The following is a 19937-nucleotide window of genomic DNA, read 5'->3' as shown; positions in this document are numbered from 1 at the left end:
AATCCTAGAAATCTACTTCTTGATTAAAACAACAAATATCTTATGAATTTATTCGAAAAGCCAAGCAAATTATTAATTTGTTTATCGGGAGCCTTATGTCTATTAATATGGGCGTTTAATCTTAACGCTCAAGTTGTTCCACTGTCTGATATATCAGAAGGGACCCATTTAAGTGAAACAAATAATATTCTCTCTCCAATCGATAAAAGTAAAATCCCAACAGGTATTTTGTACGATCGAGTATTTAATTTGGCTGGTTTAGAAAGATTTACGGGTTCATTAGGTTCTGACACATCTGATGTCGATCACTTTCACCAAGCATATTATGAGATTTATAATTCATCATATAATGTTACTGGATGGAAAACTCCAGATCAGCTTGATTCAGATTTAATGGCCTTGTTTGATGCGTCAATACACCCAATTGGAATAATGTATTACAACTATAATGAAATTGATACTACATCGATTCAAAACAACTTACTTTATTTTCAAAATGGACAATTGTTTGACGTGGCAAATCGAACCAGTTCACCCTATTTGAACAAAACCACCTTAGTTACATCACCTTTAGGACCGGCTCAGGTAGAATGGGAAACTGGTTTACATACATTTAAGCTTGATCCTGCATTTATTTTAACCAATCAATCACTTAATATAAGTAATGTCACAATTGATTTTAATGATGGTGTAGGTCTTCGAACCCTTAATCTAAACGGTAGTATTCAAGTCAATTATGCAACACCAGGCGAAAAAGTAATTAAAATAGATATAAATCTAGTAGGCGGGACTATTTTAAAAGGAACAGCAATTTTAGGTATTCGACAATCGAATTTACCTGCAACTACTTGTAATGGTTTCGATATCATTAATATTACAGGATTGCCGTTTAATGCAAGTCAATATGGTGGTTCGACTAATGCACAAAGTACAGGAACAGGATATATCTATTACGCTACCGGGAACTGTGCTTCAAAAAAAATAACTAAACCTATTATTTTCTTGGATGGTTTTGACCCAAAACAAAAGAAAAGAAAAGATGAAAGAACACACAGTAAAATTTATTCAGATTTCATTAATACATTAGTAAACGTAAATGGTCAAGACGTAAAACTAGGAGATAAACTCAGGAATGATGGTTACGATATAATTATCTATGATTATGACGACGGAGGGGATTTAATTGAAAAGAATGCATTGGCGGTTGTACAGTTTCTGCAAACTTTATACAATAATCACCAAAATACACTACTGGATGATTTTGTTGTAATTGGACCAAGCTATGGATCATTAGTGGCACAATATGCATTAACATATTGTGAAAAGAATAATATTCCTCATCGCACCCGATTGTATATATCATTTGATGGGCCGCAACAAGGAGCAAATGTTCCAATCGGTATGCAGCAAATGGCTGATTATTTTACTCAAAAGGGATTAATTGCTTGGTTAAAGCCAAGTTTAAAGAATGGGTTGCATCATACAAATGCTGCTCGTCAAATGCTTGTGCATCATTCGAATGCAAATTCCGAAATACCAGCACCAGATAGCTTTAGAGGAATATTTCAATCAAATTTAGCATCAATTGGCGAGTATCCAAATCAATGTCGAAAAGTAGCTATAATAAATGGAAGTAATGTGGCTCTTTCAAATACATTACTTAACACATGCCAGGAAATGGTTCATTTCAGTATGAAAAAATTACTTTCCTCGAATAAAAAACTCGATTGGAATGCATATTCTTCAGCAAAAACCAGTCGTTGCGAGTCACTGAGTATGTTAACAGATGGATGGTTAATACGATTAGCATTAGGTGGGCAACCCAAACTAAAGAAGTTATATACTCAGCCAATTGCACCCAATAATGGTTATGATGTCGCCCCGGGGGGATACTTCGAGGATACTTTTTCTGAATACGACGGTAAAGTTAAATTATACGCAAATATTGCCTTTGGATGGATCAGAAGAAAAGAGTATAGACATAATCTTAACGGCACTTTTATGCCATCAGTTAGTGCTGCAGATATTAGATTACAAAGCATAAATTTGAATTTTCCCTTTAATAATTTAAACTTGGCTTGTGAAGGGATAACGCCATTTGATAGAGTCTATGCTCCTGGAGTAAATGAACCTCATGTTAGTATAACTTCAACTAATGTAAGTTGGTTTGAAAAGGAAATCAAAGGCATTCCTCCTCCAGTTCCTAACGGTTCAATATATACTGTAACAATTAATGGACCGACTGAAATCCCTTGTTCAAGTACTGTTACATTAAACGCAAGTGCTAACTCAGGAGTAAGTACCCAGTACATATGGTCTTTTTCTTCACCTAATGTAGATATTGTAGCAGGACAGGGAACTTCCTCTATACAAGTTAAAAGTATTAACAGCCAACCAACTGATTTAACTGTAACTGTTTCGGTTAATACAAAATGTGGAACAGGAAATACAACCAGAGCAATTCACTCTGGATCACCTACTATCCCTACTATCACAAATATATCTGTTACTCCTTATGGGGCCGTTAATGCAACCGTAAGTACAACAGCTGCTCCTCCATATAAATGGTATGTCGATGGCATTCTTGTTAAAACTGGATATACAAAAAACGAACAGTCAATTCCTGGTGGCTCTTGTGGCTACCATATGTTAACAGTTGATGTTACAAATAATTGTGGAAGTACTAATTCCGGTCCAAGACCTGAATATATGTATAATAGAAGTTGTGGTATGTTCTCTGTTTACCCTAATCCATCGAATGATTTTCTTACGATTAACCTGATCAATGAAAGTACATTACAAAAATCTGAAAGTTCAAAAAATCAAACGACAAAAAATGTACAATTACTAGATATTCAGATAACTCTATTTGACAGTAAAATGTTAAAAGTTAGGCAAACTAAATCGAATGGAGAGAACGTACATTTTAATATAGCAGATCTCGTAGAAGGAATTTATTATCTCCAGATCAAGAAAGGAAGCTTATTGGAAACAATGCAAGTATGGGTAAGTCATTAGATTTTATTATTAAATGTTATATGTTTTCAGCTTGTTAACAGTAGTATTACCGCAGCTCTTCGGACATATGAAACATAGGAACCCAGACCGATTGATAAATCAAAACCTTGTTTATTCTGTGTCGGGCTTGGCTATAGATTATCCATTTCTAGCAGCACTGCCTTAATCATTAGAGATTAAGGACAGTGAACTGCTAGCAGCTATGAAGAGTTATTGGTTTTGCTGCATACCGGAAGCTGCAATGATATAATTCGGAATGGGGAATGTATACCTGTTGTCATTGGGTGGCAGCAGGTATTCGACTCCATCCAGGGTTCGTTTTAAGGTTGTGGCAAACCGGGCATCAGTGTTCAACCTGCGCAGATCCAGCCACCGCAGTCCCCGAAACAATAGTTGCTTCCTGCGCTCTAGAAGAATTACCGCTAGTGCCTTATTGGGATCGGTTTCCGAAAGCGGAACATAGGTGCCTGTCTTGTATCGTTTTACGAGAAGTGCATTCAGATAGTCCATGGCTTCGTTCACCCTGTTTTTCCTTACCAGGCATTCGGCACCAATCAAATACTGCTCATCGGTGGCCAGGCCCGTAAACAAGGTAAGCGTGCCGGTGTACATGCCCTTAAAGGCTACCGAGCCTCCAGGATTGGTAATGAAGAAGGCTGTACGACGGATGTCAGTTGTGGCATACGTTTGATACAGGGTGGAATCTACTTTTCCCCTTGCACGCTCCCAACTTCCGTACCGGGGTGTGGTGGCCTGATAAATTACCTCTGCATTCAGCTTCGGTATTGGATAAGTAGCACCGGTACTGATGGAGTTATAATCCAGTAAGGAGTTATGTAGTTTTAGGCATTCCTCAGCAGATAACAATGCCTTGTCATAATTCCCCATTGCTAAATAAACCCTGGCCAAAAGGGCAAAGGCTGCCGCTTTGGACGGCCGATACGGCGTAGTAAGCTGGGCCGGCAGCAGTTCAACGGATTCTTGCAAATCGTTCAGGATCTGCTCATAAGTTTGGGCCATAGTGGCCCTCACCGATCGTTCATTCAAATCCGAATTCAACCTTAATGGAATGCCCAGTTCAGTTGCTGCAATACTTACATGGTAGGGCCTGGCAAAGAGCTGCGCCACTGTAAAGAAGGCGTTCGCCCTGAAAAACAAAGCAGTTCCTTTTACTTGCATGTAATCTGCCTGATTGCCGTGCGTAGCCTGCAAGGATTTTAAACCATCCAGCACTACATTGGTGTAAAACACCTGTTCGTAGGCGCTGTTCCATTCAGCAACAACAGGGCTTCCCTCCCATACGTCCTTCTTCCAGAGAAATGCATTTTTCTCGGGAAGGCCCTTCAGCGCTGCATAATCCGCTGCGCTGAGGTAGTAATCCCCGCTGGCAACTTCAGCTATACCCAGGTAATTGGAACCGAACACCAGTGTCCGGTCTAACAGGGCTTTAAAATCAGATACGGAAGTGGGCACCACCTGACTTTTATCCGGTTTCCTGTCCAGAATCTCATCGGTGCAACCTGTGACAAGAAGGCTGATCAGTACTATTAATTTTAGTGTAGGTTTCATAATCTTGGTTTTTAATAAGTGGTGCTAAAAACTCGCGGTTAATCCCAGGGCAACGCTGCGTACAGCAGGCAATACGGGATAGTCCGGATCGATGCCTTTTTTATTAGCCGTCCATAACAGCCCCAGATTATTGGCCTGCAGATAGAATTTCAGGTTCTGGAGTGGCAGTGCAGGCCAGCTCTTTTTATTCAACTGATATCCAAGGGTCACATCCTGCAGGCGGATATGATCGGCTTTCTGTACCAACTGCTGCGCTCCGTTATAAAAGGCATCCCGGGCAGGACTTGCCGGATAAACCAAGGAAGGCACATCGGTGAATCGTTCATCACCCGGCTGCTGCCAGCGGGCTGCGTAATCCTTATTGCCATTCCAAGTGCTGAACAGTGCGCTGTAGTTAACCGAGGACTGATGAAAATAATGCCCGAAACGGTACGTTAGATTGGCTGATAGCAAGAGGTTCTTCCAGGTAAACGTATTACGGAAGCTGCCAAAAATTGGCGGCCGGGCCGGACCGTGATACACCAGATCCTTCGGCGGGATGTTAAGAAGGGCCACATAATCCTTGCTAATTATTCCATCAGGTAAATAGCCTTGTGGATCTCCTGTGGCCGGATCCAGTCCTGCCCAGCGGTAGCTGTACACGCCGTATACCGGCCTGCCCACCAGTGGTGATATACCAGCACCATTTCGTGTTAAACTACCATCACCCAGAAAACTGCTGGTTTTAGTGGCTTCCAGTAGATAGTCCGTCACTTTATCGGCTGCATAACTAAACAGTACCGAACTGTTCCATTTAAAATCACCATCAAGTGGTTGGGCGTTTATTACCAGATCCAGTCCTTTGCCGGAAATGGCCGCCACGTTGCCTTTAAAACTGGTGATGCCGGTTGTGGCATCCACCGGGGCTTCCCCTATCAGATCAGTTCCCTTTTTGGTATAATACTCAATGCTTCCCCATAAGACATTATTTTTTAGCACAAAATCTATCCCTGCGTTCAGGATACCTGTTTTCTCCCAGCGTAACTCGGGATTGGGCGGATTTACAATGCCTGCATTGGCAAATCCTGCAGGTGCCGTAGAGCCGGAAAATAAAGCCGTGGTATAAGCGCTCAGGCTTTTATCGACATTTCCGTTGTATCCATAGGTAAGCCGCAGTTTTAGGCCAGGCAGCCAGTCTGATTGATAAAAAGACTCTTTATCTATGGCCCAGCTTGCGCCTACGGACCACAAGGGCACCCCTTTCTGATTGGTCTTCACCCCAAACAAATTCGTTTGATCCAGGCGGGCGCTGGCCGATAGAGTATAGCGATTGGCATAGGTGTAGGCCGCGTTGGTATAATAAGAGACTGCTCCATCAAACTTGTCGCTGAAACGGTAATTACTAAAGGGGATGTATCCACTGTTGCCATTGTACAGGGTATAGGAAGTGGAGTAATCAATAAGTGAGGAATAGGTAAGCAGCTGATCATTGTAGCCGTAGTTCCGGTTGCCGCTGCCTTTCATCGCTGCCCTGCGTACTTCCATTCCGGCAAGGGCCGATAGGTGATGGTTACCGGATTGCTGCTCAAAATTCAGTTGCCCCCGCGCAGCATCCGATTGTAACGTATTTACACCCTGGTCGATGATACCGCCTAAGGGGATTGGCCGGGTTAATGTTCCATTTGTTAAGTTGGTAAAACGATTGATCAAATCGCGGGTGTAATAACTCTCCGGGTTATACAAGTTACGCTGGTCTGTTTGGGCGTGCTGGTAGGTGTATCTGAATTCTCCATTTAAGGATTTAAAAAAGCTGTATTTTATACCTGCATTCAGCCGTATGTTTCCTGTTTTCGATGTATTATCATTCTGTTCAATTTCATGCAGAGGGTAATACTGCCAGTTAAGTAAGCCCTTACTTTGGGCCTCGTTAAGGAATGAATTCCGGTAGTTTTTAGTGATGGCAGCAGGGACTCCTTCACCGTTCACCAACCGCGCGTAAGGATAAATACTTTTACCTGCCCCGCCGCTGTTAATGTCGGTATAGGCCAGACCATTGGTTTGCGCATTGGACTGGGTGTAAGTGAGGTCAACATTCAACTCCAGTCCCTTCAGTGGTAAAAAGGTATTGGCTGCACGAATGCTCAACCGATCATTACGGTTTTGTTTTACTGAGGCCTGATTGCGATCATAACCGGCAGCAAAATAATAGCGGTGCTTATTCGTGCCACCCTGAAGGTTAAGGGCGTATTGCTGAATGGTACTGTTACGATAAAGGTAGCGCTGAAAATCATTACGAACATTGTTCAGTTTAAAGGCTTCCAGTTGTTTTTCTGCCTGATCGGAGGTTAACAACCCGTCCCGCTGGGCAATTAGGGTTTCCACCACCGGTGTTAAGGGGGTATTACTGGAAAACTGTTCATCACCGGTGTAATAGCCCTTAGCAAACAGTACCTTTTCAAGGCTGATATAATCAGCGGATGTGATCCAGGGCAGACGACCAAAGTTGGGCTTTTCGCCCATGGTGACCGAGCTATTCAGCTCTACCCGTAAGGGCTGATTGAAGGCTCCTTTTTTGGTGGTGACGACTATGACCCCATTGCTAGCCCGCACGCCCCAGATGGAAGCGGCGGCTGCATCTTTTAATACGGTAATGGAGGCAATATCATTGGGATTGATGCTGTTCAAATCGCCTTCATAAGGAAAGTTATCCAAGACAATCAGTGGCTGATCGCTGGCAAACAGTGTACCCCGGCTGCGAATATCCAGTTTAGGGGATCCACCCTCTCTTCTATCCATCAATACGCCTGAAGCCACATCTTCAATACGGCTGAGAATGTCGCTACTTACCCTTCGATTGAGCAGCTGGTGATCAATCACCGTAACCGAGCCAGTAACCCTTTCGGAGGGCACCTGCTGGTAGCCGGTACTGACCACGATTTCTTTTAAGACGTTATCGGCCGGCTGTAGCGAGATATGAATAAACACCCCTGCTTGTTTTACGGTTATTTCCTTGTTTTTATAGCCCAAGTAGCTGACGGACAGGGTGAGCGGCACGGGAGCATTCTTAATGGTGAATTCTCCTTCAATCGAGCTGATTGCCGAGAGCGTGGTTCCTTTAACCCGAATAGTGGCTCCCGGCAAGGGTTGACCTTTTTCATCGCTTATTTTCCCTTTAACAGCATTTAAGGGCTGGGCTATCAGGGAATAACTAGCCAGTAGCAATTGTATCGCTATTACGATTGCCATCGTAATAAGGAGCATATTTTGATTGCGTTTAGTCATGACTGTCGAATTTTAGTGGGTAGATGAATTGATGAGTTCCCGGTCGCGGATTACAATAACATCAATGGTTCGCTCTGCTTCAATCAGGTTAAGCCCGTAGCGTTGAAGTGCTGCTTGGAGCTCCTCCACGTTTTGTAGGTTAGCCTGAATATTCAGATCAACCGGGCCCATGATACCAGTTTCATCGATTAGTGGCGTAGGCAGCGTTTGCAGGTAGTAAAGCTGTAGGCGGCTGATGAAATACTGCCAGTTGGTGTTTTGCATCAGGAACGAGAACTTATTGTCTTCGCGCTGGGGCGTTCCGCCCTTACTTGCCAGTAGGTTTTCCTTGCCTGAGCGTACCAGAACCAGGCACTTGAGGGTTTGCTTTTCAATGGCACACTGCAGGTCCGGAAAGCTTTCATCCAGATCCCGTTGCATTTGTGCCCATACTTTTTCTTTCAGCGGCGCTGCCCTGCGGGCTTCATAGCAATAAGCGTTGGCCTTGTACCAATCCATCCAGGCGTCCTTTCCTACCCGCTTGGGATTGGGACCGGTCACTCGTAAGGAGTCTTTGGTCAGGATCTTCAAGCGGGCATTGTTACTCATGAGCGCCATATCAAAGCGACTGTAAGCCAGTTTGTAGAGCTGGGCAATACTTAGGTTTAAACCGACTACCGACCACACGCTATCCCCCGTAACATTTGCTTTCAATAGGGAAGGATAGCCTTCAACGTAAGAGGTGAGTACATGGGAATTTAAGATGCTGTTAGCAGAGATATTGTTTTTACCGGCCAGTAAGGGTTGAGTGGGATCATAAGGCTTCGCGTGGTCTTTCTTTAGTTTAAGATGGACAGGCTGTTTGTCGAGTACCTGTTGAATATTGGCGGAATTTACCTGCTGACCATCGGTAATAGCCAAGACCACGCCATCACCATCGATCCACACATAGTGCGGAAGCTGCTGATAAGGGAACAGCTTTTTCAGCTGTGTATCGCCGCAGGCTGAAAAGCCTTTCCGGCCGTTTGCTTTTTGCATGCCATTAAGAAAGCTTGCCACAATGGCCACTGGCTGATCCGTTACCGGAAGAATAAACAGTTGATCACCAAAGGTTTTACGTAGACTGTCCATTTTAGGAAAAGCAGCCACGCAAGGGCTGCACCAGGTGGCCCAAAAATCAAGGATGAGGAGTTTGCCTTTAAAATCGGATAGTTTGAGGTTTGAACTTGGATAGTTGACCAGGCTGCGGAGCGCAATATCAGGTACTTTATCACCCGGCTTTAGTGCCTGGGCAAAAAGATGATTGGTGCATAAAAGCAGCAGTAGTAGATAGTGTGCATAGGGGGAACGGACCTTTAACAGGGGCCATAGCCATCCCATTAAGCTTGATTTCGTGTTCATAGCTTTTAAGATTGATTGAAAAATTGATTGGTTGTTAAGAAGTTACGGCATAATGAGCCGGATGCGTGAAGCATCTATCCTTTCAGGGTGGTAGCTTTTCGAATTGCTGTTTGATTCGGGAAGACTTCATATTTCTCTTTTAAATTGGTTGAATTTTAAAAGAGTCAGAAAGAAGAGGGAAACCAATTAAAATACAATAGGGTTGGAACTCACTTTCTTTTGCACAAGGTACGACCAAGCACCCGTTCTCATTATTTATAAAATAATAAGACAACCCAAAAGACTTAAGTGAGCCCAACCCTATTGAATCAATAAGGTATGGGCACTTCACTTATTTCTCGCGGTTGATAAAATTGGTCGTTTTAGTGGCGAGACTCTTTAAGTGAATACTTAGTTTTTGCATTTAAACTATGCGAAAATAAAGTATTCTTTTATATTTTCTTTATTTCTAATTATAACTTAAAGTATATCAAATTTAACAATTATATTTATTAGTGCAAATATGCACTAATAAATATAATTAATCAATAGTCTATTTGTTCCATGAGCGAACAATATAGAGACCAAGAATTTATTGATAATATTCGAAAGAGAATCCGAGAGATAAGGGAAATTAAGGGTATAGTTCAGGAAGACATAGTTGATAGAACTGGTTTCAATATAGCTCAAATAGGAAGAATTGAAAGAGGAATAAGCAACACCTCTATTAGTAACATCGCGGCAATTGCAAGAGCTTTAGAAGTACACCCTAGAGAACTTTTGGATTTTGAATTCGAGATACCCAATTATCCGCCATTACGAAAAGATAGAAAAGCTAAAAAGTAGGTCCTATTTATCTATTAATGCTATGTCTAGTCCTGGAATAATGATACAGGATTAAAGGTAAATAAAAGTACAATTTTAGCTAGCAGCAAATTCAAGTTTGCTGCTAGTTTTTGTTTTATAGGTTCTCATTTTAATTTCATTTTGCTGGTGCATCTGATTAGGCGTATGCATAAAATTGGAATAATGCGGACGTTGATTGTTATAAATATCAATAGACTCTTTTACAATAGTTTTCATTGTCTTTAAGTCCAGATAATGAGTATCAATCCTAAATTCCTGTTTTAATATACCGTTTACCCGTTCAGCAACAGCATTCTCATACGGGTCGGAATGCTGGGTCATGCTGCATTTTATCTTATTACTGATCAATTCATGTTGATAGTCCTGGGCACAGTATTGAAGCCCTCGGTCTGAATGATGGATCAAGGGTGCTGTTTTATACACTCGTTGTTTAATAGCCATTTTCAATGCTTGTAAACTGCTTTCCGTATTCAGGTTGTCGGCTACATAATAACCCATTATTTTCTTTGAATAAGCATCGGTAACCAAGCTCAGGTAACAAGGCTTATCTCGTTTGCCAATGTAAGTAATGTCTGACACCCATACCTGCTCGGGTCGATGAATTTCCATCTCTGCAATAAGATTGGAATGCTTCCTGAACCGATGATGCGAATTGGTAGTAACCAGATAGCTCCGCTTAGGAGGCACTAGTAAATGGTTAGCCCTAAGGATGTCAAAAAGCTTGTCTCGCCCTATTTTTAGCGCTTTTAGGTCTTCCTTCAATAAACAGTACAACTTCTTTCCGCCCAGCCTGGGCATGTGCATTCGTTTGCTCCTTACCAGATTCATCACTTTCATTGCCTTATGTTGTTTGATGGCCTTTCTTTTGAGTTTACGGTAATAAACCTGTCTGTCTATCCCGAACAAATGACAGGAAAACACTAAGGTTTCTTGGTTTTGTTCTTTAAATCGATCGATTGTTCGGGTGGTAAGTTTTTTCGGATGTCGATTTTATATTCCTGTTCAGCAAGATCGATCATCATATCGAAAATGATCACTTTCTTGTCAGCTACATAGGCTTGACGCTCCAGGGTGGCTTTCTGTTTCTCCAGCAGTTTTACCTTGGCCTCAAGTTCCAGAATCTTTTGCTCCGGGGTTTTAGGCATATTCGAAGGTGTTTGATTTTCCCAGTCCAAGTTACCATATTTTCGTAACCAATTCACTATGGTGGAACGGGCCTGGATTCCATACTTACGCTGGGCCCCTGTGGTGGATAACTCTCCTTGTTCTACTTCCTGTACGACTTGAAGCTTAAACGACATACTGTAATCTCGTTGACTTCGTTTCTCATAATGCTTGGTTTCCATAACGATTCTTTTTTTGTGTATCGCTATTTCAGGACGGGACACTAACAACAAAAAAAATGCCTTACACTTTTGTAAGGCATTTTTTTGTTGTGATTCAAATTCTTTCATAGATTTTTACTCAAGAAAAACAAAATTGATACTCTCTTCATACACTATCCATGCTTTATCCTACCAGTATTTAAGGTTCATTTCTGCAATCTTGTTATCTACTTTATCATTACACAAATGTAAAATGGAACCGCAGTAAATACAATTGATATTTGTGGCTTTTTTTAATTAAAGAGGAAATAATTAAAGTTAAATTAAGCGAAGAGAATTCATTAACATCATATGAAAACCAAATAGAGAGACCCAATCATTAAAATTCAAACATTCAGATTTCACGAAAATCGCATCAAACAGATCCTGCAAAATCCCCATCACCCTAACCGATCAAAACAGTGCATTCTGCACACCTTTGCAAACGTCAGGATGGCAAGGTTACAATATACTTAACAACATACTTATAATCAGGATAATAAAAAAACATTTGCACATTTACAAAGCCTATAATACCTCTTGCAATTGCAAAACGTTAATAAAAGTACGTTGTACTTTGGGAACTCTTCCCCAGTTTTCACTAATTTGCACAATTAAGTTTTTAAACTATATTGTTATAACCTTTAAAAGGATCAATATTCAATCTTTTTTAATAAGGTTATGATGAAGATTGAACAAATTAATATGCCAAGTATCTTGTCCGTAGTTGACTCATTACGCATTGAAGCTAACGAAAGACTCAATTCCAAAAAGAAGGCAGAATTGGGTCAATATTTTACATCAGCTCCAATCTGTAAGTTTATGGCTTCATTATTTACAAACCTGAGCGGAGATATAAAACTCCTTGATCCAGGAGCAGGTGTAGGTTCCCTTTCTGCAGCATTTACTGAAGAATCATTAAATAGAGGTACAGTATCAACTTTAAATGTCACTGCCTATGATATTGAAAATATAGTGTTACCATTTATTAAGGAAACTTTCTCTCTTTGTGATAAGGAATCAGAAGGTAAAGGGATTGGATTTGAGTATACCATTAATAACGAAGATTTCATTTTAGCAACCACTTCATATTTGACTAATAATGAAATAAAAATGGATGGATTATATACTCATATTATAATGAATCCACCTTACAAGAAAATTAATAGTAATAGTGAGCATAGACGAAAACTAAGTCAAATAGGGATCGAAACTGTAAATCTATATTCTGGCTTCGTTGCTTTATCTATTAAGCTATTAAAAGAAGGTGGCGAATTGGTAGCAATTATTCCAAGATCTTTTTGCAATGGGCCTTATTATCAATCTTTCAGAGAGTTTTTCCTAAAAGAAATGTCCATAAGTCACATTCATATATTTGATAGCAGAAACAATGCATTTTCAGATGATGATGTACTCCAGGAAAACGTTATTATTCATTGTGTAAAAGGTAATAAGCAGAAAGAAGTTATAATTACTTCTAGCCCCCAATCTGACTTTTCTTTGGATATTTTAAGTGGAGAAATAACAGCTACTGATATGACAATCAGAAGAGTTAATATTGAAAGCATCGTTAAGCCAAATGATTCACAGAAATTTATTCACATTGCAGCTACAGATCGCGAACAAGTAATTGTGGATTATATGTCCTGTTTTAATTCAGCGTTAGAAGATTTGGATATAGAGGTCAGTACAGGTCCAGTGGTAGATTTTAGAAATATTGAGGATTTACGAAAAGATTATGAAACTGGTTCAGCTCCATTAATATATCCTATCCATCTAAATAGTGTTGTGAATTGGCCAAAAGATTCAAAGAAACCAAATGCTATAATGGTTTCAAAAAAAACTAAATCATCACTTTGGCAGCATACAGGACATTATGTTATTACTCGTCGATTTAGCAGTAAAGAGGAAAAACGAAGAATTATTTCAACTTATTATGATTCTTCATTGCCTGGTGATTTTATTGGCTTTGAAAATAAATTGAATGTTTTTCATAAGAACAAGAAGGGACTGAATTCTACAATTGCAAAAGGTTTATTTGTTTTTTTGAATTCTACTTTATTAGACAAATACTATCGCCAGTTCGGTGGGCATACGCAGGTAAATGCTTCTGATTTAAGATCCATTCATTACCCTACCACTTCATCTTTAAAAAGAATTGGGGAACAAGTTTCTAATTTAACATTAAGCCAAAAGGAAATTGATAAACTAATAGAATCTGAAATAAATAGTATGGCAGAAAACTCTACCGAAAACCCATTATCATCTCTAAACAAAATCGATCAAGCTTTAGAAATACTGAAAGAATTAGGCATGCCAAAACAACAATTAAATGAAAGATCAGCCCTAACGTTTTTAGCCTTATTAAATCTTCATCCAGATAGATCTTGGCAACAAATTGAACGGCCCCTAATTGGAGTTACACCAATTATGGATTGGTCTAAGGAAATTTATGGAAAAGCATATGCTCCTAATACAAGGGAAACCTTCAGAAGACAAACACTTCATCAATTTGTTGATGGAGGATTGGTAGAATATAATCCTGACGATCCAAAGCGTGCTGTAAACTCTCCTAAGGCATGCTATCAAATAACTTCGGAACTTTTCAAAGTATTATTATCGTATCAGACAGCTAATTGGAATAGTGAAATATCAAATTTCTTAAATGATCGGGAGACTTTAATTAAGCGGTATGCAATGGAGCGTGATAGAAATCAGACTCAAATTCATGTCGATGATATTGAAATAGTATTAAGCGCTGGAGCTCACAGTCAATTAATTAAGGACATTATCGTGGAGTTTCGTCAAATATTCGCTCCTGGTGCTGATTTAATATATGTAGGTGACACAGGATCAAAAACTGGCTATTTTAAAAAAGAGCGATTGCTTGAATTAGGGGTTTCAGTTGATAATCATGGAAAAATGCCAGATGTGGTCCTTTATTACAAAGAGAAAAACTGGTTGTTATTAATCGAATCGGTTACAAGTCATGGCCCGGTTGATGGTAAAAGACATAATGAACTTGCAAAAATATTTGAAAATTCAACTGCAGGCTTAGTGTATGTTACAGCATTTCCAGATCGAAAAACGATGAAAAAATATTTTAATGACATATCATGGGAAACTGAAATCTGGTTTGCTGATTCTCCAACTCACATGATGCATTTAAATGGCCATAGATTTCTAGGTCCATATTTATAAAACAAAAACCTATGTCAAAAAAAGAAGTATTATTACTTGAACAATTAGAACAAGGACGCAAAGAAATTAAGACTGATAGCTATAGCATGTCTATTGGCGAGATAATAAATTTGTATAAAGATGGAGAACTTGAATTAACTCCGGCTTATCAAAGATTATTTAGGTGGGATGATGAACAAAAATCAAAATTTATAGAATCGATTTTACTTGGAATTCCTTTACCTCCCATTTTTGTTGCTCAAAAAGAAGGGGGAAAATGGAGTATTGTTGATGGTTTACAAAGAGTTTCAACGATTCTTCAGTTAACTGGTGAACTCAATGGGAAAGCCCCTCTTGAATTGACGATCACCAAAAAGCTACCAAATTTGGAAGGTTTTACTTGGAATTCATTACCAGAAGACATCAAGCGAATTCTTAAAAGGTCAAAATTCGGAGTAAATATTATTCTAACTGAAAATAGTATTCAAGCGCAATATGAGCTATTTCAAAGGCTAAATACAGGAGGTCTACATTTAGAACCGCAAGAAATAAGAAATTGCCTAATTATAATGCTTAATGAAAGTTTTTATAATGAATTAAATGAGTTAAAGGAATACCCATCCTTTAAAGATTCATTAAAACTTCAGGAAGGCAAATTTGAAATTGAATATCATATGGAACTTATCCTACGATATTTTATATCAAAGCATAATAATGTTGATTTTTCAAATTATAAAGGTTCAAATGTTCTCCTGAGTGAATTTATTGATAATGAAACAATAAAACTAATTGAAGATGCTTCGTTTGACTTTTCTCAAGAAAGTAATGTTTTTAAAAGAACCTTCGATTATTTATATTCTACATTAGGCGAGGATGCCTTTAAAAAGTTTAATCCAGAAAAAAATGAATTTGAAGGCCCGTTTTTAGCATCAAGTTACGAGGCAATAGTAACAGGTGTGGCAATTAACATTGATAAAATTGAAACTATTACCCAGGAAGAGTTTGTTTTAAAAATTAAGTTGATGTACTCAAATCCAGACTACATGGATTATGCAAAAAGAGGAAATAAAGCATTATCTAGAATTAAAGGGATGATTGAATTCTCTAAATCTTATTTTTCCTAATGATGAGATATGAAGAATTTGAAAAGCTTCTGGATGAGGATTTGGCTTGGAGAAAGGTAGAAATATCATCTCTTATAATGGTTGCAAAAAATAATTCTGAAGAAGTTATACTTAAATCTATTCTTCTCCTTTTGTATGCCCATTGGGAGGGTTATATTAAAAACAGTAGTAAGCTTTACATTAAATACATCTCCGATAAAAACCTAAAAATCGGAACTCTTTTAGGTAATTTTAAAGCGGTGGCCTTAAAAAACGATATAAGTAAGTGCATTGACACAAAAGAAAGCCTAACCCTTTCATCTGAATTAGCTTTTTTGGAGCAATTTTTAAAAATTGAACAAAGAAACTTTAACATAAAAATAAATCTAAACGATGAGTTTGATAGTGAAATTATTAATACAAAATCAAACTTGAGTCCTAAAGTTTTTAAAAGTATTATTTCAATTATAGGATTAAATTATAAAGGTGCGATCAAAACAAGGGAAAAGTATATTGATAGTAATTTATTAGGAAACAGAAATTGTATTGGTCATGGTAGCAAGTTCGATAAATCCAATCAAGTCGATTTTTCCCTAACATTAAAGGACATTGAAAAACTTAAAGATATTATCTTTTCGATTATAGATAATTTTAGGGATGAAATATTAGAATACATTAATAAAGAGTATTTTCTTGAATCAAACAAGGACAAACTAACCCAGTTCGAAACTGCTCAAGAGGCTCATTTAGAAAATATCATTAAATCTATTGAAGATTCATATAAATAATTACCATACTCAGCTTTTCCCAATTCCCAAGGTTCAATGACAATAGGTTGGCTCCATAAACCAACTTTATTTCTTCTTGCAACTTTCTCAAATAATTTCCAAACAGGATTATTATCACATTTCTAATAGTGCCGGGTGCAACTGGCAATTAAAATTAGCTCATCGAAAATTTCAGAATTCTTTAAATAAATAGACAATTCCAATACTACGGCCATAACGATCAGTAATTTTAACTTGAATTTCTTTTCCAAAAACCAAATCACTTGTAAACTTCTTTGCTGCCATACTGTAAGTGTAAGCTTTCCGCATTTTTGGGCCATTCAAAAATAGAATTTCAATTCAGGGAGGTCACATTACTTCCTCCAATAAATCCATTGGAGTTTTAAAGTTTAGAGCCTGATGAGGCACTGATAATTGTAATCATACATCCATTCTTCCGCTTTTGTCCTTTTGTCCGTATTTCATTCAACGTTTTAAACACATAGGCGTTTAGCAGTTCTCTTCGTATGCTTCCGTTGCAGCGTTCGACAAAGGCGTTTTACGTAGGTTTTCCTGGTTGAATAAATACCAAGGTCACTTTGTATATCAACTAAATAATACTAATTTATTTAGCAAAATATGATACTTTTTTTTATCAAATTCAAATAAAACTAGCATGATCTCAAAAAGTATCGTACATGGATCTGGATACCTTGGAGGACGTTTTTGATGAGATCGGGTTATTGGAGTTTCCGGTGAGTATGACACATTTTAATTAACTGCAAACCACTTATCGTGGCGATGTGATGGCCAAAGACCTGATCAAGCATGTTGGTAAAAACGTAAAAATGCTGGGTAATTTTGTGGCTTATAAACCTGTAAAAACGGTGAAAGGTTAAATGATGTATTTCGGGACGTTCTTTGATGTGGAGGGTAATTTCTTTGACACGATGCATTTCCCGAATAACACGCCTGATTCTCTGTTCCGAGGGGAGGGTGTTATTTGATCTTGGGTAGTAGAAGAATTTGGATTTCCTAGTTTGGAGATTGTGAAGTTTGCAATGCTACCGACAGTGAAGGATCCGAGGTATTAACTATTACTCTTTTAAACCACTGGATGTACTTTTTGTTCACGGGATATTGGCTAACTTTTTCAGGACAAGGCAATTATAAGTTATTGACTATTATCAATAAATCATTAACTATTTGTTAATCGGTTGACAGAGTATTAGTTTTAATAATTCATTCTATCTAACACCTGGCTAAGTCATATTGCCAGTAAATTCTACTATTATGGAATTATTATTTCAATCCCTCTCGGCTATTACTCCTATTTCGACTGGCTATAAAAAGCAGCTTCGTCAATTTGTTATTGAAAAGCATTACTCAAAACATCAATTGTTAATTGCGGAGGGTGACAAGCTTGAAAATGTCTATTTTATTAAACAAGGTTTCGCTGTCGGCTATTTTTATAATGATGGAAAAAGAGTTACCTCTTCTTTTTGGAGTGAAGGACAGTTCCTGTTTACTGCATTTGATTTTATCACACGGGAGAAATCCTCTACTTACATCGAATTTGCTGAAGCAAGTACGGTAATTTCATTACCTCTCAAACATTTATTGGAGCTAAATAGTACATTCCCGGAAGCAAAAGCTATTGAAAGTTTTCTGGTAGTGGAACAACAAAGGGTCAAGGATGGCAGGCTAATCGATTTTCTAACGCTTAAAGGTTTGGAAAGATACCAGAAGTTAATGAATACTTTTCCTGATCTCTTTCAAAGAATAGCTCAAAAATATATCTTATCTTACTTGGGTATTACTAAAGAAACATTGAGCAGATACCGGACTAAAAAACAGAAACTGAAAATTAACCTTCTGATTCTCTTTAATACGATTTTTTTAAGGGGATTGGAGTATTCAATGGAGTTCATTTGAGAAAAGTATTCAATCCTGTACAAACTATGAAATAGAAAGATATGAACTCTTTAAAATAATGGTTTAAAACTCATCCTTAATTTCTGTACCAATTTAACCTTTCCTCAGGACAGTGGCCAAGGTAGTATTCAAAAAATGGGTATCCCGGGGAGCCTCCGCATTTTTTGAATCTCCACCTTGCAACAAGTCCTTATGAAAGGTTGCAGCGCACCATAATTAATGTTTATTAACTTAATCAATTACATTATGGAAACGCTCCAAGACCTTTCGTTGCACTTTAAAGTTGCTGAGATTCAATTAAGCTATCAATCAAAAATCAAATTCTCTGAACTTCCTAAAGTAACCTGCTCTGCAGATGCTTATAAACTTCTGGACTCGCTTTGGGATAAAACCAAAATTGACTTGCTCGAAGAGTTTAAGGTGATGCTGCTGAACAAGGCCAATAAGGTACTCGGGGTTATCAATCTGGCAAGCGGTGGAGTTGATGCTACTGTTGCTGACCAACGTTTAATATTTGCGGCAGCATTAAAAGCCAATGCGACTGCAATTATTCTGGCCCATAACCATCCATCGGGCAGATTGGTGGAAAGCGCGCAGGATAGAAACCTGACTGAGAAAATGGTTAAGGCTGGAGAGATCCTGAACATTGCAGTTTTAGATCACTTTATTATTTCCAGCGAAGGTTATTTTTCTTTTGCTGATAAAGGACTTTTATAGCCCTTTTTTTGATCATTCTCTTCTTATCTAAACTATATAAAAAAAACCGCTCCGATATTTCCTTCTTTGGGCGGAAAAATCTTCACTCAGATAAGCGGTGTAGCGACTTAGCTGTAACCGGATTATTCAGCAAGGAATTTCGAAAATGGTTACAGCTAATACACTACGATCTGAATTAGGTTAAACTGTTTACACCTTTGCGTTTTCAGAGTTTCCTAACGTTCAGCAATTTGAGTTTCTTACTGAGCTCTGTAAGACCTGCCTTCTCCAAACAATCACCTGCAAGTGAAGCTAACTCTACTGCGGATTCTTTAGATACTACATCAAGAAAGGTGAATTCATTTTCCCCGGGTTTAATACTTAGTCCTCTTTCAATTACCTGGCTTAATAATAATACCTGCTTGCGGCTGACACGCAGATCGATTTTTACCTGCTCACTCATCCCGGGGATACACAACAATGTATCATACACTCCTGTCATCTCTGTTGTTGTCATCATCTTTTAGGTTTTTAATTATAGGACATCCTAATTTAGTTCTATTCTACTCAACTATCCCCTTTAGAATTTAAAGGGCTTACCTGATTGTTCTGCGGCTTAACTAATTTCATGCTGCTGTAAAGCTTTGAGTTAGTAAAAGCTGAGCTGACATATTCAAGACTTGGGGGATTGCCGCTTTTAGCGCAATCGGCCAGATGTCCGCTTGTATCACAAGCGCTTTTTACGCCCTTTTACTCCGAAGTCGTGGGCGTTGGGTTTCGATTAAGTTTAATAGGGTTAATATTTTTAATTGTGAGAA

14 protein-coding genes are annotated in these 19937 nt (G+C 38.6%); 7 read left to right on the top strand and 7 right to left on the bottom strand.

Going from position 1 to position 19937, the window contains the following annotated elements; all coding sequences use genetic code 11:
* The first annotated feature begins 42 nt into the window (after positions 1-42).
* The gene (locus SOLCA_RS00955) at positions 43-3018 is read left to right on the top strand and encodes a T9SS type A sorting domain-containing protein (protein WP_014678571.1); all 2976 of its coding nucleotides are present in this window, start codon (positions 43-45) and stop codon (positions 3016-3018) included.
* Positions 3019-3228: 210 nt separating this feature from the next.
* Here the strand turns inward: SOLCA_RS00955 and SOLCA_RS00950 are convergent, their stop codons facing one another.
* Genes SOLCA_RS00950 through SOLCA_RS22050 form a run of 3 tightly spaced genes read right to left on the bottom strand, consistent with a single transcriptional unit; the run spans position 3229 to position 9228 of the window.
* The gene (locus SOLCA_RS00950) at positions 3229-4587 is read right to left on the bottom strand and encodes a RagB/SusD family nutrient uptake outer membrane protein (RefSeq protein WP_014678570.1); all 1359 of its coding nucleotides are present in this window, start codon (positions 4585-4587) and stop codon (positions 3229-3231) included.
* Positions 4588-4611: 24 nt separating this feature from the next.
* On the bottom strand, positions 4612-7848 hold the full coding sequence (locus SOLCA_RS00945; protein WP_014678569.1) for a SusC/RagA family TonB-linked outer membrane protein: 3237 nt from the start codon (positions 7846-7848) through the stop codon (positions 4612-4614).
* Positions 7849-7860: 12 nt separating this feature from the next.
* The gene (locus SOLCA_RS22050) at positions 7861-9228 is read right to left on the bottom strand and encodes a TlpA family protein disulfide reductase (RefSeq protein ID WP_014678568.1); all 1368 of its coding nucleotides are present in this window, start codon (positions 9226-9228) and stop codon (positions 7861-7863) included.
* A gap of 543 nt (positions 9229-9771) precedes the next feature.
* Here SOLCA_RS22050 and SOLCA_RS00935 point away from each other — a divergent pair.
* Complete coding sequence (locus SOLCA_RS00935; protein ID WP_014678567.1) at positions 9772-10053, top strand: helix-turn-helix domain-containing protein; 282 nt, start codon at positions 9772-9774, stop codon at positions 10051-10053.
* Between the two features lie 75 nt (positions 10054-10128).
* Here SOLCA_RS00935 and SOLCA_RS00930 read toward each other — a convergent pair whose 3' ends face one another.
* On the bottom strand, positions 10129-10995 hold the full coding sequence (locus SOLCA_RS00930; protein WP_407635802.1) for an IS3 family transposase: 867 nt from the start codon (positions 10993-10995) through the stop codon (positions 10129-10131).
* Positions 10995-11420 carry a helix-turn-helix domain-containing protein gene (locus tag SOLCA_RS23860; protein ID WP_042479244.1) on the bottom strand — a complete coding sequence of 142 codons (426 nt, stop codon included), beginning with the start codon at positions 11418-11420 and terminating at the stop codon, positions 10995-10997. The genes SOLCA_RS00930 and SOLCA_RS23860 overlap by 1 nt, the downstream gene beginning before the upstream one ends.
* 699 nt (positions 11421-12119) lie before the next feature.
* Between SOLCA_RS23860 and SOLCA_RS00920 the strand changes: the two genes are divergently transcribed.
* From SOLCA_RS00920 to SOLCA_RS00910, 3 genes are read left to right on the top strand one after another with little or no spacing between them, the layout of a single operon-like run.
* Positions 12120-14639 (top strand): BsuBI/PstI family type II restriction endonuclease, encoded by a 2520-nt coding sequence (locus SOLCA_RS00920; RefSeq protein ID WP_014678565.1) that lies wholly within the window; start codon positions 12120-12122, stop codon positions 14637-14639.
* Between the two features lie 11 nt (positions 14640-14650).
* The gene (locus SOLCA_RS00915; RefSeq protein WP_014678564.1) at positions 14651-15742 is read left to right on the top strand and encodes a DUF262 domain-containing protein; all 1092 of its coding nucleotides are present in this window, start codon (positions 14651-14653) and stop codon (positions 15740-15742) included.
* A complete protein-coding gene (locus SOLCA_RS00910; protein WP_014678563.1) occupies positions 15742-16509 on the top strand; it encodes an MAE_28990/MAE_18760 family HEPN-like nuclease in 768 nt (255 codons plus the stop codon). Before SOLCA_RS00915 ends, SOLCA_RS00910 begins: the two co-directional genes overlap by 1 nt.
* Before the next feature lie 171 nt (positions 16510-16680).
* On the opposite strand, the gene SOLCA_RS23000 is transcribed toward SOLCA_RS00910, so the two are convergent.
* A complete protein-coding gene (locus tag SOLCA_RS23000) occupies positions 16681-16818 on the bottom strand; it encodes a thermonuclease family protein (protein ID WP_281048044.1) in 138 nt (45 codons plus the stop codon).
* 963 nt (positions 16819-17781) lie between these two features.
* Here SOLCA_RS23000 and SOLCA_RS00905 point away from each other — a divergent pair.
* Both SOLCA_RS00905 and SOLCA_RS00900 read left to right on the top strand, forming a co-directional pair.
* Positions 17782-18423 (top strand): Crp/Fnr family transcriptional regulator, encoded by a 642-nt coding sequence (locus SOLCA_RS00905; RefSeq protein WP_014678562.1) that lies wholly within the window; start codon positions 17782-17784, stop codon positions 18421-18423.
* 246 nt (positions 18424-18669) lie between these two features.
* The gene (locus SOLCA_RS00900; protein WP_014678561.1) at positions 18670-19140 is read left to right on the top strand and encodes a JAB domain-containing protein; all 471 of its coding nucleotides are present in this window, start codon (positions 18670-18672) and stop codon (positions 19138-19140) included.
* 205 nt (positions 19141-19345) lie between these two features.
* On the opposite strand, the gene SOLCA_RS00895 is transcribed toward SOLCA_RS00900, so the two are convergent.
* Entirely contained in the window at positions 19346-19636 is a 291-nt protein-coding gene (locus SOLCA_RS00895; protein ID WP_245536740.1) for a hypothetical protein, read from the bottom strand.
* Between the last annotated feature and the right edge of the window lie 301 nt (positions 19637-19937).

Source organism: Solitalea canadensis DSM 3403, from assembly GCF_000242635.2.
In the GTDB taxonomy this organism is placed as follows: Bacteria; Bacteroidota; Bacteroidia; order Sphingobacteriales; family Sphingobacteriaceae; genus Solitalea; species Solitalea canadensis.
The sequence above is the reverse complement of the archived record's forward strand: the minus strand, read 5'-3'. Positions and strand labels throughout refer to the sequence as shown.

Excerpts from the sequence above, each read along its gene's own strand:
- SOLCA_RS00935 (WP_014678567.1), top strand. The coding sequence starts at position 9,772 with ATGAGCGAACAATATAGAGACCAAGAATTTATTGATAATATTCGAAAG.
- SOLCA_RS00950 (WP_014678570.1), bottom strand. The coding sequence starts at position 4,587 with ATGAAACCTACACTAAAATTAATAGTACTGATCAGCCTTCTTGTCACA.
- SOLCA_RS22050 (WP_014678568.1), bottom strand. The coding sequence starts at position 9,228 with ATGAACACGAAATCAAGCTTAATGGGATGGCTATGGCCCCTGTTAAAG.
- SOLCA_RS00915 (WP_014678564.1), top strand. The coding sequence starts at position 14,651 with ATGTCAAAAAAAGAAGTATTATTACTTGAACAATTAGAACAAGGACGC.
- SOLCA_RS23000 (WP_281048044.1), bottom strand. The coding sequence starts at position 16,818 with ATGCGGAAAGCTTACACTTACAGTATGGCAGCAAAGAAGTTTACAAGT.
- SOLCA_RS00900 (WP_014678561.1), top strand. The coding sequence starts at position 18,670 with ATGGAAACGCTCCAAGACCTTTCGTTGCACTTTAAAGTTGCTGAGATT.
- SOLCA_RS00905 (WP_014678562.1), top strand. The coding sequence starts at position 17,782 with ATGGAATTATTATTTCAATCCCTCTCGGCTATTACTCCTATTTCGACT.
- SOLCA_RS00955 (WP_014678571.1), top strand. The coding sequence starts at position 43 with ATGAATTTATTCGAAAAGCCAAGCAAATTATTAATTTGTTTATCGGGA.
- SOLCA_RS00945 (WP_014678569.1), bottom strand. The coding sequence starts at position 7,848 with ATGACTAAACGCAATCAAAATATGCTCCTTATTACGATGGCAATCGTA.
- SOLCA_RS00920 (WP_014678565.1), top strand. The coding sequence starts at position 12,120 with ATGATGAAGATTGAACAAATTAATATGCCAAGTATCTTGTCCGTAGTT.
- SOLCA_RS00895 (WP_245536740.1), bottom strand. The coding sequence starts at position 19,636 with ATGACAACAACAGAGATGACAGGAGTGTATGATACATTGTTGTGTATC.
- SOLCA_RS00910 (WP_014678563.1), top strand. The coding sequence starts at position 15,742 with ATGATGAGATATGAAGAATTTGAAAAGCTTCTGGATGAGGATTTGGCT.
- SOLCA_RS23860 (WP_042479244.1), bottom strand. The coding sequence starts at position 11,420 with ATGGAAACCAAGCATTATGAGAAACGAAGTCAACGAGATTACAGTATG.